A 14,814-nucleotide genomic window follows, 5' to 3' on the forward strand; every position below is an offset into this window, starting at 1 on the left:
GAAACGCGGTAGATCGGCGGTGTGACAGACAAGACGGACATCGGCACGGCAATCCGGCGGCGCGCAGACGCCGTCATCTAAGGAATCAGTGCGGAATGATAGCCGAGCCGGTCAGCGGCTGCCGCCGGCCACGGTGCCGACTGCATCGGCTTCGGCCTGCGCACGCGCGGCGAACAAGGTGCCTGGCGGCGGTTGGCGGGTAAAGAAGGTATCGATGCCGTCCAGCACGGCGCTGGCAATCCTGCGCTGGTAAGCCGGATCGATCAGGCGACGTTCTTCATCCGGATTGGAGATGAAGGCAGTTTCGACCAGCATCGCCGGCATGTCGGAGGTCCGCAGCACCGCGAAGTTGGCGCGTTCCAATTGCGGCTTGTGATTGTTGCCGATGCGCTTGAGCCCACCCAATACATGGCCAGCGGCATCTTCGGAGGCCTTCATGTGGCCGCTCTGCGCCAGGTCCAACAACACGTTGGCCAGGGTGCTTTCGGTTTGCTGCAGGCGCACGCCGCCAACCAGATCGGCGGCGTTTTCCTTGTCCGCCAGCCAGCGCGCCCGTTGCGACGAGGCTCCCTTGGTCGACAGTACGTACACGGAGGAGCCAGTGGCGCTGCGGTTTTCGGCGGCGTCGGCATGGATGGAAATGAAGATGTCGGCCTTGGCAGCGCGGGCTTTCTGCGCACGCATCGGCAATGGAATGAACACGTCGGTATCGCGCGTCAGGTAGGCCTTCATGCCTGGCGTGGCGTTGACCTGGCGTGCCAGTTCACGACCCACCGCCAGGGTGACGTCCTTCTCGCGCTTACCGGTGGGCCCCATGGCGCCCGGGTCCTGGCCGCCGTGGCCTGGGTCGATCGCCACGACCAATGGCCGCATGCCCGGTGCCATCTTGATCCGCGAGGCTTCGCTGGGCAGTACCGGACGCGGCGGCAGGTCGTCGTCGCCTGCGGCAGCCACCACGCCCGAAGCACTATTGGGGGCGATTGCTCCGGCATTACCGGACGTTGCACCCATCGGTGCGCTGCCGCCATTCAAGATCGCAGCTGCAGCTGCGCTACTGCCCGCCACCACTGCGCCAGACGGTACGGCAGCGGCGGCCCCGGCGGCACGGTTCGGCGTGTTGCCGGCAACGCCAGTCGGCGCTGGCGCACCGGTGGTCGCGGAGGTGGCAGGCCGAGGTGTCGGCACACCAGTGGCGATGGTGGTCGGTACCGGGGCCTGAGTGACAGTGGGCATCGCCGATGCCGGCACAGACGGGGCAGGCGGCGGCGTCGACGGCTGAGGCGGCGGCACCGACGAGGCACGTTGCGCAGATGCGGCCAAGGCTGCAGTCGCGCGTGCCGCTTCGGCCTGTGCATTGAGCGGGCGCGGCGCCGGGGCTGCCGTCGGTGCAGCCGCAGCCACTGCGGAGGCCGCCGCCGGCGTCGGATCGCCGGGCCATTCGATCACCAATGTCGACGCGCTGCCCAGCGTCTGCATCTGCGGTTTCAGCGGGGTCACCGGCGTTGCCAGTTCGAACACCACACGGAACGTGCCAGGCACCGGCTGACCGGTGCGCACCGAGGTCACCAATCCGGCAGCAGCCGGCAGCTTGAGACCGCGCACGCCCGAGGATTCTGGAAAATCCACGACCAGGCGCGTCGGGTTCGCCAGCGACAGCGTTTTGAAGCCGCCGCTGCCGGCCAGTTGAATCTCCGCACGGGTCCCGGTGGCTCCGGTACTGACGCCGACCCCCTTGATTTCGCCGCCCCAGGCAGCAAAAACCGCCAGGCTCAAGCTGGCGGTCAGGGCGGAAAGACAGAAGTTGCGGATCCCCGGTGTCATGGCGCTGGATTCAAGCATCCAACTGCGTGAATTGCAAGGCAACTTCCCTTAATAATCCATAACCTGGCGTTCATTCTTCTCGTGAGGCGGCAAAAAGGACCTGCAACTGGGGTTGCCGTGACAGTCTGTCCATCCAGGCATGCCCGATCGCACTTCGGCCCAGCAACCGAACGCTGCGGCCTTCGCCGGCCACGGCCAGTTCAACGTCCAGATCGACCGGCGGCAGCACGCCAGCACCGCGCTCCGGCCATTCGACCAGCCACAAGCTCGCACTGCCCTCGTCGAGCCCGAGAAAGTCCAGCTCTCCTGCATGGCCAATGCGGTAGAGGTCCAGATGCCAGGCTTCATCGCCAGTACTCAGCGGATAGCGTTCGACCAACGTGTAGGTGGGGCTGCGAATCGGCCCGGCGACACCGAGTGCGCGCAGCAGCGCGCGCGCGAGCGTGGACTTGCCCGCGCCCAGGTCGCCATGCAACTGCACCACCGCGCTGACCGGTCGCGCTGCGGCCAGCGCTTGGCCCAGGGTCTCGGTGGCCTGCACGTCGTGCAGTTGTCCGTTGAGGTCGATCATGCGATGGCTCCAGCATTGGCAAGGCGGCGCAGCTCGGGAAGCAGGTCGGTGGGCAACAGGCCGCGCTCGCCTGCGTGCGCGGCCGCATCGCCGGCACATGCGTGCAGCAAGGCGCCAAGACTGGCGGCATCGAATGGCGAGAAGCCCTGCGCCAGCAATGCCGCGATGACGCCGGTCAACAGATCGCCCATGCCGCCGACCGCCATGCCGGGATTGCCTGCGTCGATGATGCGCGGCAAGTTACTTGGCGACGCGACCACGGTGCCGGCGCCCTTGAGTACGACCACTGCGTCGTAGCGTGTTGCAAGTGCAGCAGCAGCGGCCGGACGATCGCGCTGAATCTGTCGGGTCGACAGGCCCAGCAGACGCCCGGCCTCGCCCGGGTGCGGCGTCAAGACGCGCGGACCATGCACTGGAACGTCGTTGGCGGCCAGCAGATTCAGCCCATCGGCATCGAGCACCACCGCCGTAGCGGCGCCCAGCGCTGCGCGCCACAATGCCTGCGCCCAGTCGTCCTGCCCTAACCCGGGCCCGAGCGCAACCGCATCCGCCGCCTCGGCCAGAGTGGCGATGTCGTCATCGGCCTGCACGGCACGCGCCATCGCTTCGGGGCAGCGCGCCAGCAGCGGCGTGACATGCTCGGCGCGCGTTGCGACCTGCACCAACCCGGCGCCGCTGCGCAACGCCGCTTCGGCGGTCAGCATGATCGCGCCGCCGCTGCCGAGATTGCCGCCCACGCACAGCACCCGCCCGGATTCGCCCTTGTGCGTGTTGCGGCGACGCGGGCGCAATTGCGCCGCCAGGGCATCGCTGTTCCAACTGTGTGCGACTGGCGTGAGCCCGTCGAATGCTGAAACCGGCACCTCCAGCGAAGCCACTTCACGCTCGCCGGCATGTTCCAGCGCATCGCCGGTGTAGAGTCCCAGATGCGGCACGATGAACTGCAAGGTCCGCGCTGCGCGTACCGCCGCACCGAAAGCCACCCCATGGTCGGCATCGATGCCGCTGGGCACATCCAGTGCAAACACCGGCACGCCCGCCGCGTTGATGGCGTCGATCAAGGCGGCGGTCGCATCGTCCGGTGCGCGATTCAGGCCGATGCCGAACAGCGCATCGACGATTACATCGGCCTGTCCCAGCGGATACGGAAACAATTCGATTGCACCACCGACGGCGAGGTAGTCGGTACAGGCGCGCTGCGCCAGGTCCGAGCCCGGGCCGTGTTCGGGCAGGTGCACCACGCGGACCTGACGCCCTGCGCGGTGTGCCAGGCGCGCCAGCACATAGCCGTCGCCCCCATTGTTGCCGGTGCCGCATACCACCACGAGGCGGCGCGCCTGCGGCCAGCGTTCCAGCGACCACTGCCAGGCCGCCTGCCCGGCGCGTTGCATCAGGGTGTAGCCGTCGCCGCCGAGCAGCGTGGTGGCCTGCGCATCGAGCGTGCGCGCGGCGGCAGTGTCGTAAAGAGCGAGCGGTGCGTACATGCCGGGAATTCTATACTTGTCGCCATGTCTGCCGTTCTTGCCCGCCCCGACCCTGCCGATGCCGCTGCGCGCATTCGCGTGCTTGCGCGCGAAGCCGGCTTTCAACGCTGCGGCATTACCGGCATTGAGCTGGGCGAGGACGAGGTGCATCTGCGCAGCTGGCTGGAAGAAGGCCTGTACGGCACCATGCACTGGATGGCCCAGCACGGCGACAAACGCTCGCGCCCGCAAGAATTAGTGCCCGGCACCCTGCGCGTGTTGTCGGTCGGCATGGATTACGGCCGCAAGGACGACACCGAGGCCTGGAACACCTTGCACGACGGCAGCCGCGCCTATGTAGCGCGCTACGCGCTGGGGCGCGATTACCACAAGCTGATGCGCAACCGGCTGCAGAAGCTGGCCGAGCGCATCCAGGGCGAAATTGGCGCATTCGGTTTCCGCGTGTTCGTCGACTCGGCGCCGGTGCTGGAGCGCGCGTTGGCACGCAATGCCGGCCTGGGCTGGATCGGCAAGCACACCTGCCTGATCGATCGCAACGGCGGCTCGTGGTTCTTTCTCGGCGAGATCTACCTCGACCTGCCACTGCCGATCGACACGCCCGCCACCGCGCATTGCGGCACCTGCACGCGCTGCATCGATATCTGCCCGACCCAAGCCATCATCGCGCCCTACCGGCTGGATGCGCGCCGCTGCATCGCATACCTCACCATCGAACACGACGGCGCAATTCCCGAAGACATGCGCAAGCCGATCGGCAACCGCATCTTCGGCTGCGACGACTGCCAACTGATCTGTCCCTGGAACAAGTTCGCCAAGCGCACCGACGAAGCCGATTTCCGCGCCCGCAACGACCTGGACGTGGCCACGCTGCCGCAACTGTTCGCCTGGAATGAGGACGAGTTCCTGGGCCGCACCGAGGGCAGCCCGATCCGCCGCAGCGGATACGAGCGTTGGCTGCGCAACATTGCCGTGGGCCTGGGCAATGCGCCTGGTACGCCAGAAGTGCTGGCCGCACTGGAAGCACGTCGCTACGACGACTCGGCACTGGTGCGCGAACACGTTGGCTGGGCGCTGGCGCAACACGGTCTTTGACCGGCACAGGCCACGTGTGAGCGCGTTGCGCATGCGGCAGCTGCAACCTGCACGTGCACGCGTTGGCCAACGCTGCGGCTCTGTTGCCATCGGCGTTCGCCGGCCCATCACCCATCACCGTCGTCGCTACGGGATAATGCAGCGATGGCCGACCGCAACGAACAGATCCTCACTCCCAGCCAGCTCAATTCGCTGGCGCGCGACCTGCTGGAAGGCGGTTTCCCGCTGGTGTGGGTGGAAGCCGAACTGAGCAGCGTCACCCGGCCGGCGTCGGGACATCTGTATTTCACGCTCAAGGACGCGCGCGCGCAGATCCGCTGCGCGATGTTCAAGCCCAAGAGCACCTGGCTGAAATTCCAGCCGCGCGAAGGCCTGCGCGTGCTCGCGCGCGGGCGCCTGACCCTATACGAAGCGCGCGGCGACTATCAGCTGGTGCTCGACCATATGGAAGAAGCCGGCGAAGGCGCCCTGCGTCGCGCCTTCGACGAACTGCGCGCGCGTCTTACCGCCGAAGGCCTGTTCGATGCCGAGCGCAAGCAGGCACTGCCTGCGCATGTGCGGCGGCTGGCGGTGATCACCTCGCCCAGCGGCGCGGCGGTGCGCGATGTGCTCAGCGTGCTGGCGCGGCGTTTTCCGCTGCTCGAAGTGGACCTGCTGCCTTCGCTGGTGCAAGGCGACAGCGCTGCCGCACAGATCACCTCACTGCTGCAACGCGCCGATGCCTCCGGGCGCTACGACGTTATCCTGATCACCCGCGGTGGCGGCTCGCTGGAAGATCTGTGGGCCTTCAACGACGAACGCCTGGCGCGCGCGATCGCCGCCGCGCAGACCCCGGTGGTATCTGCAGTCGGCCACGAGACCGACTTCAGCCTCAGCGATTTCGTCGCCGATGTCCGCGCACCCACGCCCTCGGTCGCGGCCGAATTGCTGGTGCCCGATCAACGCGAGCTGGTCGCGCGCGTGCGGCGTGCGCAGGCACGCATGACCCAACTGCAGCAACACGCCTTGGGCAATGCCATGCAACGCGCAGACCGGCTGGCCCTGCGGCTGCGTGCGCAGAGCCCGCAGGCGCGCTTGCAACTGCTCCATCGCCGCCAGGAAGACGCCGGTCGCCAGCTGCGTGCGCGCATGATGCACGTGCTCGAACGCTTGCAGGCGCGCGTACAGCGTGGGCAAGCACAGCTGCAATCGCACAACCCGCAACGCCATCTGGCCGGCTTGCAGCAACGCCTGCGGGCACTGCATCCGCAGGCGGCGATGCAACGTCGCCTGCAGCATGATCAGCTGCAACTCCGTCGCATTGCACGCTCGCTGGAAGCGGTCAGCCCGCTGGCCACAGTCGCACGCGGCTACGCCATCGTGACCCGTCCTGCCAATGGCAGCGTGGTGCGCAGCGCTGCCGAGGTGGTCACGGGCGAACGCCTGCGCGCGCAGCTGGCCGATGGCAGTATCGAGGTGCGAGTGGAGTCTGGCGAAAGCTGACCGCAAGCCATGCGCGACACCGTGGTTCCTGCAGCAATGCCGGCGCTCCAGCGCTGACATTAACTCTTCGAAGGTGCCCATTCCACGGGGCGCCGGAGAGTGCCTTCGAAGCACGCCACGGGGTCGGGCGAATCCGGGATTTCGCTGAAGCAGGGCCGCCAGTCGCGCTTCAGCGTCGAGCACCTTCGCATGGTGGAAGGTGGTCAGTGGCGATCATTGCTTGTCGCTCTAGAACACGTTACGCAACGCTTTGCGGGTTGCAAGCGGCATTAGGAGCGGCTCGCCGTCTCCGCGATCGGCGTCTGCGCTGCATGCTGCCAGCCCTGCATCAGCAGATTGGCCAGCACCACCGGATCGTGGTCGAAGTGATGCCCACCGGGGCGCGCCAGCACCTGCACGCCGCGTGCGCGCAGCTCCGGACACAGCGTGTCCTTTTCTTCGTCGCCGTAGATGCATTGCAGGCGGTGCGCGTCCAGCGCCTGGATGGCCGGCTCCACATCGCGCTCGGCGTCGTTATGCCAGCCCAGCCAGCCACCCACGCGCACCTTGAAGTCAGCCTCGTGTCCCAGGCCGAGCAGGCTGACGAACTGCACCGAGGCGCGTTGCTGCGGCGACAGTCCTGGATAGGCGAACGGCAACACATCGGCACCGAACGAATACCCCACCAGGGCGACGTGCTGGATATGCCAACGCTGGCGATAGCTGGCAATCACCCGATCCAGATCCGCACCAACCTGCTGCGGCGTGCGGCTGCCCCAGAAGTAGCGCAGGCTATTCCAGCCCACCACCGACACGCCCTGTTGCTGCAGCTGCGCGGCAATGCCTTTATCCAGTTCGCGCCAGCCGCCATCGCCGGACAGCATCACCACCAGACGGTCGCTGCCGGGCGCGTGCATTTCCACCAGCGGCAAATCGCCCAGGCCTTGCGACTGCGCAGCCAGGAAGTGCCCGCGTGTGGCCGCTGCGATCTGCATCGGGCTGGATGCGTCGGCCAGATCGTCCAGGAAGCCCTGACTGGCATTGGGCAGATCGCGCGAGCACGCCAGGCCAGGATCCTTGGTGCCGGCATCGGCAACCACCGCACCGCCCAGCACGTCGGGCGCGGCCGAGGCCACTGCCTGGCGCGCCAGCACCGCGCCATCGCCCTGCCCCACCAACACCGGCGGCAGGAACGCATCGACATGTTCGGCGCGCAACAATTTCTTGCCCAGTCGCTCGGCATCGTCGGCCAGCGAGCTGCAGGCGGCTTGGTGCGAGCGCACGCGTTCGCGATAGTTGGCGGTGTCGACCACTGCCACCAGCGCGCCATCGTTGCTCAGCATGTCGGCCAGCTTCTGGCTGTCTTGAGGATGATCGCCGTCGGGCAGCAGGATCACCATCGCCTTGGGCGTGCCCTCCGGGCGGATAACTTCGACCGAGCCGTAATGCCCAGCCGTATTACTGTCCTGCAGATGCCGCGCCACGGCATAGCTGCTGCCGCCGATCAGCAAGATCGCAATCATCCAACGAAACATTTTGATCCCCATGCCCATGACGGCAGTCCCCGGTTAGCGGTTGCGATTTGACCACAGCAGACACGACCGATTTCACCGCGATTAGACACGGCGTTCGTTGCTGTTAAGTCATCTGAACCCTACCTTGCACACGACGCATGATCGGTGCAGCGCGTGCCCTGCGGGCGCCCGCGGCACGGCTGACGGTCGGGAATTGCCGCCTCGGAAACTTCCGCACTCAGCGGTCGTCCTGGGAACGTTGCTGGATGGACATGGGGGATCCAGGCGCAGTCCGCGCGCACTCGATCACCAAAGGCACTTGCGCGACTGCAGCGCAGTTCTGGCAATCCTCCCGCGTCGTGCAAGAGAGATGCCTGGCTCGTCCAGCCGCGCCCCGCCCGGCCGCCTTGTCGGAGCGAACACGCCCCCGCCGAGACCTCCCCCAGGTCGCAGGGCCGATCCGAAAGCGTTCGCGGCGACAGCGACGGCAAGCAGAAGGCGGCAGTCGCGCAGGACGCGATCGACGCGCCCATCCGCTGCCGGTCGTCGCTAGATTCCGCGTGCGACGCGAAAGCCGATACGGGCACTGGTGGTGTCCGAGTCCTGCGACTGCCGCCAGGCCGCGCGCGTCTGTTGCGGCGAATTGGCCCAGCTGCCGCCGCGGATCATGCGTTGCCGGCAGCCCGGGTTGTACCAGGCAGCGCCATCGGCCGGTGCACGGCGGTAGCTGGCGTGCCAGCAGTCGGCCACCCATTCGCTCAGGTTGCCGCCCATGTCGTGCAGACCCCACGCGTTGGCGCGAAAACTGCCGACCGGCGCCGGGCCCCAAAAGCCATCGCCGTAGCCGACGAAGCCGTTGTTCCAGTGCCGGCCGCTACGCGAGACGTCGTTGCCGCCGGTGAAATTGCCGGCGTCGGCCGGCGGCGAGCCTGCGTTGCCCCACGGGTAACGTCCGGTGGTGCCGGCACGCACCGCATACTCGAACTCGGCCTCGCTGGGCACGTGGTAATGGCGGCCGGTCTGTTCCGACAGCCAGGACGCATACGCTTCGGCGTCGCGAATGCTCACGTGCATCACCGGGCTGTTGGGCGCGGCCTGGGCGCCGTTGTAGTCGGACTGCCAATCCACACCGCTGCGACGGATGAAGTTGCCGCTGCGCTCGTCGTAGACCACCGAATGCCCGCGCCGGGTGGCACGCGGGCGCGCGCCGGTGGCTTCGACGAACTGGCGGAACTCGGCAACCGTGACCTCGGTGATCGACAACGCAAAGCCGCGTGCGAAGCGCACGTAATGGGCGGGGCGCTCGTTGTCGGATGCGCCCGGCTCGGCATCACCAGCTCCCATCTGGAATGCGCCATGCGGCACCACGATCATCTGCGGCCCGCGCCCGCCGACCTTGAGCCCGTCGGTGAATACCTGGCCGGGACGGAAGCTGCCGTAATGCGTGGCCAGCTCCAGCCGGCGGCGCAGATCGCCGGCCACCGGATCTCCGGGGTCGGCGATGCGCAGCACTTCGGCAAGCTTTTGGCCGGCCGCCTTGAGCCCGCGCGGCGAGGTGAGATCGTGCAGACCGGCGTCGTGCAACCCAGCGATCTGCGCCCGGCGCACGCGTTCGACCCGCGCGCGCGCATCGGCGATGGTGGGCGCACGGTCGCGTACCTGCCCGGCCATCTGCAGCCAATAACGGGCACCGATGAAGTCGCTTGCCTGTGCCGCCTGTTCGGCGCGCTCCAACAGGCCGCTTTCCACGGCGGCCAGGCCCTGCCGGGTGCGCGGATTGTCGGGATCCAGTTGTGCGGCATCGCGAAAATTCACCAGCGCGCCATTGCCGTCCTCGCCCAGCCGCCCGCCGCGCAGGTCTTCCTCGCCGGCGCGGTTGAACGCAAGCACGCGCTGCGCGGTTTCCACCTCGCGCTGCAGTGCGCGCACCTTCGGGTCCTGTGGGGCAAGGGCGAGCGCCACGAAGGCCACTTCACGCGCCTGCTCCAACGCGTCGTCCTGGCGCTCGGTTTGTTCGATCAGCGCCGCGCCGCGTTCAAGCAACCGGCCACGCGCCTGCTCCAGGCCGCGACGGCTGGCCGCATCCTTGCCACCGGCGCGCTGCTGGATCGCCAGATACAAGGGGATCGCATCGCCGGCATCGCGATACAGGCGGTCTTCCCGCAATGCCTGGTCCGCGCGTTTGCGCACCTGTGCCGGGGGCTCGTCGCCCAACTCCACCGCCGGCGGTTGCCATTGCGCCACGGTTTCGGCGGATTCTTCGCCACCGATGGACACGTTCGGCTTGCTCGGCACGGTGGCAGGCGCCGGTTGCGGGGCGACCGCAGGCGCGGGCGTCGGTGCGCGCGAACAGGCGCACACACTAAGGGCAGCCAAAAGGGCGGCCAAAAAAACGTAAAGAGCAGCCCTCAGGCGGGTGTGGCCGGCGCGCAGGAACCGGAGTGTATGCGTGCTACATGCCGAGTCCGCACCCTGGCCGCGCCCGCCTGCTGGCTGCGCAGGCGTTTTGCCAGTCGCCCTCAGCGCAACCATTGCCCACGTTGCCATCCGGTCACCGCACTCACCCACCACCTGCTCCTTCCAGTGCTCTGCCGCACGACAGGCGATCGCGACGTTAGGCTATTCTGCGCGCTCTGCGCAAACCCTTGCCGCCGACGGAAATCACGTGCCCCTTTGGATCACCCACCCCTCCGAGCTGACTGACCGCCTGCAGGCAGCGCGACCATCGCGCATCGGCCTGGATACCGAATTCATTCGCGAACGCACCTACTGGCCGCAACTGGCCCTGGTGCAGATGGCCATCGGCGAGGAGATCCTGCTGATCGACCCGCTGATCCCCGGCATGAACGCGGCGCTCAAGGAGTGGTTGATCGCCACCGACATCGTCAAGGTGATGCATAGCGCCAGCGAAGACCTGGTCACGTTCAAATGCGCGTGCGGCGCATTGCCGCGGCCGTTGTTCGACACCCAGATCGCCGCGGCACTGGCCGGTGTCGGCGGCGGCATGGGATACCAGAAACTGGTGCAGGAAGTCACCGGCACCTTGCTGACCAAGGGCGAAACACGCTCGGACTGGATGCGTCGCCCGCTGTCGCCTGCGCAGCTGGAATATGCCGCCGATGACGTGCGCTATCTGTTTGCGATCCACGACGAGCTCACGCGCCGCCTCGCCGAGCAAGGCCGTCTGGAGTGGCTGGCCGAAGATGCCGACCGCCTGCTCGCCACGGTGGAGCACGACGATGGCGAGCGCTGGCCGCATGTGAGCCTGCGCGCAGCACAGTTCCTGGAACCGGCCGCGCAACGACGGCTGCTGCGCTTGCTGCGTTGGCGCGACCTGCAGGCGCGGCAGAGCGATCGCCCGCGCAGCTGGATCCTGGAAAACGAACTGGCCAGCCAGCTGGCGCGGTTCCCGCCCGCCGACCTGGAGGCCTTGCTGCGCCAGTTCGACAAATTCCCCAAGGCGCCGCGCAAGCTCGCCAACGCGGTGTGGGATGCACTCAACACCCCGCTGCCGGACGAAGAGCACGCGCCGCTGGCGCAGGCCGCCACCGACGGCAACAAGGCCGTACTCAAGCGCCTGCAGGACACCGTGGCGCAGCGTAGCCGCGAACTCGGCCTGCCGGACGGCCTGCTGGCCTCGCGCCGCCACCTGGAAACCTTGATGGAACAGCGCAGCTGGCCTGCGGCGCTGGGCCAATGGCGCCGTGCCCTGCTGGAAGCACAGTTGATGCCGCTGCTGGAAGGCACAGCAGCGTAGGATTGCGGCGGTCATGGCGCCAGCGCCCGCAGCGATGCGGCCCTTCGTCAGGTGCACGCGAGTGGCCCCGCACCGGCGCATGCCGCCTCGCAGGCAGTGGTGCAATGGGTCAGGACAATGCGAAGCGCCTGCGTCGCGCGGGAATTTCGACGATCGACCACGCTTGCGCAGCGATGATGCCGGCATTCTTGCCATCGCACCGCATCAGTCCTCGTCCTGCTCCGCCCAGCGCGCCAGGTTCTGCCGAATGCGGTCCATGTCTGCCCAGGGGTCCTTGCGCCGACGGCGCAGCTTTTCCGGCACATCGCGCAAGGTGAATGCATCGGCGCGCTGCAGCTTGGACAGGTCCGACCACGCCAGCGGCAGCGCGACTGGCGCCCCCGGGCGGCCGCGTAACGGATAGGACGCGACCGCCGTGGCGCCACGGCCGTTGCGCAGGTAGTCCACGAAGATGCGCTTGTTGCGCAGCCGCTTGGTGGCAGTGGCGATGAACCGCTGCGGCTCGGCCTGCGCCAGGGCATCGGCGAATCCCTTGGCGAAACGCTTGGTCACCTCCCAGTCGCAGCCGGGATTCAGGGGCACCACCACGTGCAGCCCCTTGCCGCCAGACACACGCAGGAACGACTCCAGCTCCAATTGCGCCAGCAGCTTACGAATATCGTTGGCCGCACGTTTGACCTCGGCGAACGGCACGTCCGGGCCCGGGTCGAGATCGAAGACCACCCGGTCGGCCACATCCGGGCGGTCGGCATGCGAGCCCCAGGGATGGAATTCCAGCGCATTGAATTGCACCAGCTCCAGCAGGCCGGGTGCGTCTTCGATCACCAGGTAATACGCATTGGTGCCGGTCTCTTCGGTCAGTTTGACCGAGCTCACACGCTCGAGGCCGGCGGTGTGGTGCTTCTGGAAGAAACACGGTTTTTCGGCGCCGCTGGGGCAGCGAATGATGGACAGCGGGCGTCCCACGATCTGCGGCAACAGGTGATCCATCACCGCCTGGTAGTAGTCCCAGACATCGCCCTTGGTCGCGCGGATATCCGGGTAGATCAGCTTGGTCGGGCTGGACAGCGTCGGCAGCGCAGCCGAGGAAGGTGTGGCAACCGCAGATTTGCGCGCAGGCGCTGTTGCCCGCGTCGCTGCACGTTTCGCTACCTGGGTTGCCGCGTTTTTGGCAGCACGTGTTTTTGCCGAACGCTGGGTAGACGACGAAGTAGACCGGCCATTTCCGGCATCGCTGTCGGCCAGATCGGCAATGCGTTTATCCGGACGCAGCGCCTTGAACGATGCCTGGCGCAATAACTGTTGCCCACCGATGCCGCGATAGAACACCTCCACCACAAAGCGCGGCGCAAACCAGGTGGCGCCGCGCAGGTCGGTGTCTGGGGTGGGAATATGCGCGGTGGGTTTGCGCCCACCGCCTTCCAGTTGCTGGGTGACCTCGCGCATCAAGGCATCGGAGAAACCTGAGCCCACACGGCCCACGTATAACCAGCCGTGCACCGGGTCCGGCGTGGCCAGCAACAGCGAGCCAAAACCACTGCGGCTGCCCTTGGGCGCGGTGTAGCCGACCACCGCATATTCCTGGCTGGCCAGTTGCTTGGTCTTGCGCCAATCGTCGCTGCGCCCATCGCGATACGGGCGATCTGCGCGTTTGGAAATGATGCCTTCGAAGTGCTGTTCGCCGGCCACCCGGAACGCCTCGGTGCCGTCGCCCTCGACATGCGAGCTATAGGCCAGATGCATGTGGGGTGCAGCCTGCAGCACCTGCTGCAACAGCTGCTTGCGCTCGCGCAACGGTGCCTCACTAATGTCCACCCCGTCCACATGCAGCAGGTCGAATACCGCCAGCGCCAGCGGCACCTGGCGTTCGCCGGACAAGGTGGCCTGCAGCAGGTTGAAGTCTTCCTTGGTGCCGCGTCCGGCGATCAATTCGCCATCGATCTGCGCATTGCGCAGGCCCAGCGACTGGATGGCATCGGCAATTTCCGGTGTCTTGTCGGTCCACTCCAATGCATTGCGCGACCACAGCCGCACCTTGCCATTGGTCACCGTGGCCAGGATGCGATAACCGTCCCATTTGATTTCATGCAGCCACTGCGCGCCTTCGGGCGGGGACTGCACCAGCTTGGCCAGCTGCGGCGCAAACGGGGCATCTTCCATCTCGGCGCGACGTGCGCCGCTCAGCGCCAGCGCCTGTTTCGCCCAGGTGCCACGTTTTTTCGCCGCTGGCGGCGGTACGGTCGTCAGCCCCTTGCGCTGGGTCTTGCCGGCGCCCGCGCGGCGTACATCGTCGGCAGGTGTGGCAGCGACGTCGGCCAGTAGGTCGTCGGCCTCCAGCGTGCCAGCGTAGGCATCGTCCTCTTTGAACAGCAGCCACTGCGGCTGCCGCGCCGGCTTGCCCGAGCGCACCAGATGCCAGCCGCCCTTGAGCTTGTTGCCGAACAACTCGAAGCGCAGATGCCCCTTGGCCAACTGCGCTTCGGGGTCGCCTGCGGTGGCCCACACGCCATGATCGAACTGCGCCACGTGCCCGCCGCCGTATTCGCCCCTGGGAATCTCGCCCTCGAAGCTGGCGTAATCGACCGGGTGGTCTTCCACCTCCACTGCCATGCGCTTGACCTTGGGGTCGTAACTTGGCCCCTTCGGCACCGCCCAGCTCTTGAGCGCATCGCCCACCTGCAGGCGAAAATCGTAGTGGCGGCGGCTGGCGTGGTGCAACTGCACCACGAAGATCGCACGCTGCCCCGGCGGCAGGGTCTTGCCCGGCTCCGGCTCGCGGGTCTTGTCGAAGCTGCGCTTGCGGCGGTATTCGCTCAGGCTCATGGCAGACCTTCCCGCTTATTTGCCCAGGTGCTGGCGTACGCTGACGGCCAATGGCCCCACCTTCTGCACGGCCGCTTTCAGTTCATCGGCACCGACGCCAAGGGTCTTGGTCCAGTACTGCAGCTCATAGGCTTCATTGACGTTGATGCGGTCGCGGTCTGGCGATCCGACGTTGCGTTTGTCGTCACTCATGACATGCTCCTGTATCGTCGTGGTCGGGTCTGCTAACGTGAGCCTTCGGCCCGGCAGCGCCCGTAGCGACAATGCGAAAGCGTTCGAACAGGCGTCGTG

Annotated in this window: 10 protein-coding genes and 1 other RNA gene; 3 read left to right on the plus strand and 8 right to left on the minus strand. The window is 67.0% G+C overall.

Annotation, left to right across the window (positions count from 1 at the left end; genetic code table 11):
* Positions 1-111 precede the first annotated feature (111 nt).
* The 3 genes from AMD14_RS12680 to AMD14_RS12690 all read right to left on the minus strand — a co-directional run bounded on the left by AMD14_RS12680 (position 112) and on the right by AMD14_RS12690 (position 3,876).
* Complete coding sequence (locus AMD14_RS12680; RefSeq protein WP_015472102.1) at positions 112-1,821, minus strand: N-acetylmuramoyl-L-alanine amidase; 1,710 nt, start codon at positions 1,819-1,821, stop codon at positions 112-114.
* Positions 1,822-1,891: 70 nt separating this feature from the next.
* Entirely contained in the window at positions 1,892-2,392 is a 501-nt protein-coding gene (tsaE, locus tag AMD14_RS12685; protein WP_005913023.1) for a tRNA (adenosine(37)-N6)-threonylcarbamoyltransferase complex ATPase subunit type 1 TsaE, read from the minus strand.
* Positions 2,389-3,876, minus strand: coding sequence for a bifunctional ADP-dependent NAD(P)H-hydrate dehydratase/NAD(P)H-hydrate epimerase (locus AMD14_RS12690; protein WP_011051561.1), 1,488 nt, complete (start codon positions 3,874-3,876; stop codon positions 2,389-2,391). Before AMD14_RS12690 ends, tsaE begins: the two co-directional genes overlap by 4 nt.
* Before the next feature lie 24 nt (positions 3,877-3,900).
* Between AMD14_RS12690 and queG the strand changes: the two genes are divergently transcribed.
* Positions 3,901-4,968: a tRNA epoxyqueuosine(34) reductase QueG gene (queG, locus tag AMD14_RS12695; protein WP_011051562.1), complete on the plus strand. Its 1,068-nt coding sequence runs from the start codon at positions 3,901-3,903 to the stop codon at positions 4,966-4,968.
* 144 nt (positions 4,969-5,112) lie between these two features.
* Positions 5,113-6,450: an exodeoxyribonuclease VII large subunit gene (xseA, locus tag AMD14_RS12700; RefSeq protein WP_011051563.1), complete on the plus strand. Its 1,338-nt coding sequence runs from the start codon at positions 5,113-5,115 to the stop codon at positions 6,448-6,450.
* 269 nt (positions 6,451-6,719) lie between these two features.
* On the opposite strand, the gene AMD14_RS12705 is transcribed toward xseA, so the two are convergent.
* The 3 genes from AMD14_RS12705 to AMD14_RS23445 all read right to left on the minus strand — a co-directional run bounded on the left by AMD14_RS12705 (position 6,720) and on the right by AMD14_RS23445 (position 10,401).
* Complete coding sequence (locus tag AMD14_RS12705; protein WP_011051564.1) at positions 6,720-7,982, minus strand: virulence factor; 1,263 nt, start codon at positions 7,980-7,982, stop codon at positions 6,720-6,722.
* Positions 7,983-8,492: 510 nt separating this feature from the next.
* Positions 8,493-10,331 carry a formylglycine-generating enzyme family protein gene (locus AMD14_RS12710; RefSeq protein WP_432816492.1) on the minus strand — a complete coding sequence of 613 codons (1,839 nt, stop codon included), beginning with the start codon at positions 10,329-10,331 and terminating at the stop codon, positions 8,493-8,495.
* A non-coding RNA gene (locus AMD14_RS23445) (sX9 sRNA) lies at positions 10,326-10,401 on the minus strand. The genes AMD14_RS12710 and AMD14_RS23445 overlap by 6 nt, the downstream gene beginning before the upstream one ends.
* Positions 10,402-10,608: 207 nt before the next feature.
* Here AMD14_RS23445 and rnd point away from each other — a divergent pair.
* Complete coding sequence (gene rnd / locus AMD14_RS12715) at positions 10,609-11,700, plus strand: ribonuclease D (RefSeq protein WP_011051565.1); 1,092 nt, start codon at positions 10,609-10,611, stop codon at positions 11,698-11,700.
* Positions 11,701-11,904: 204 nt separating this feature from the next.
* Here rnd and ligD read toward each other — a convergent pair whose 3' ends face one another.
* Together ligD and AMD14_RS12725 are read right to left on the minus strand one after the other, a co-directional pair.
* Entirely contained in the window at positions 11,905-14,523 is a 2,619-nt protein-coding gene (ligD, locus tag AMD14_RS12720; protein WP_011051566.1) for a DNA ligase D, read from the minus strand.
* A gap of 15 nt (positions 14,524-14,538) precedes the next feature.
* Entirely contained in the window at positions 14,539-14,715 is a 177-nt protein-coding gene (locus tag AMD14_RS12725) for a DUF3606 domain-containing protein (protein WP_011051567.1), read from the minus strand.
* Positions 14,716-14,814: the final 99 nt, after the last annotated feature.

It is taken from the genome of Xanthomonas citri pv. citri (assembly GCF_000961215.1).
GTDB lineage: Bacteria > Pseudomonadota > Gammaproteobacteria > Xanthomonadales > Xanthomonadaceae > Xanthomonas > Xanthomonas cissicola.

Bases quoted from the DNA above. Each gene is read 5' to 3' on its own strand.
- AMD14_RS12680 (WP_015472102.1), bottom strand. From the start codon at position 1,821: ATGACACCGGGGATCCGCAACTTCTGTCTTTCCGCCCTGACCGCCAGC.
- tsaE (WP_005913023.1), bottom strand. From the start codon at position 2,392: ATGATCGACCTCAACGGACAACTGCACGACGTGCAGGCCACCGAGACC.
- AMD14_RS12690 (WP_011051561.1), bottom strand. From the start codon at position 3,876: ATGTACGCACCGCTCGCTCTTTACGACACTGCCGCCGCGCGCACGCTC.
- queG (WP_011051562.1), top strand. From the start codon at position 3,901: ATGTCTGCCGTTCTTGCCCGCCCCGACCCTGCCGATGCCGCTGCGCGC.
- xseA (WP_011051563.1), top strand. From the start codon at position 5,113: ATGGCCGACCGCAACGAACAGATCCTCACTCCCAGCCAGCTCAATTCG.
- AMD14_RS12705 (WP_011051564.1), bottom strand. From the start codon at position 7,982: ATGGGCATGGGGATCAAAATGTTTCGTTGGATGATTGCGATCTTGCTG.
- ligD (WP_011051566.1), bottom strand. From the start codon at position 14,523: ATGAGCCTGAGCGAATACCGCCGCAAGCGCAGCTTCGACAAGACCCGC.
- AMD14_RS12725 (WP_011051567.1), bottom strand. From the start codon at position 14,715: ATGAGTGACGACAAACGCAACGTCGGATCGCCAGACCGCGACCGCATC.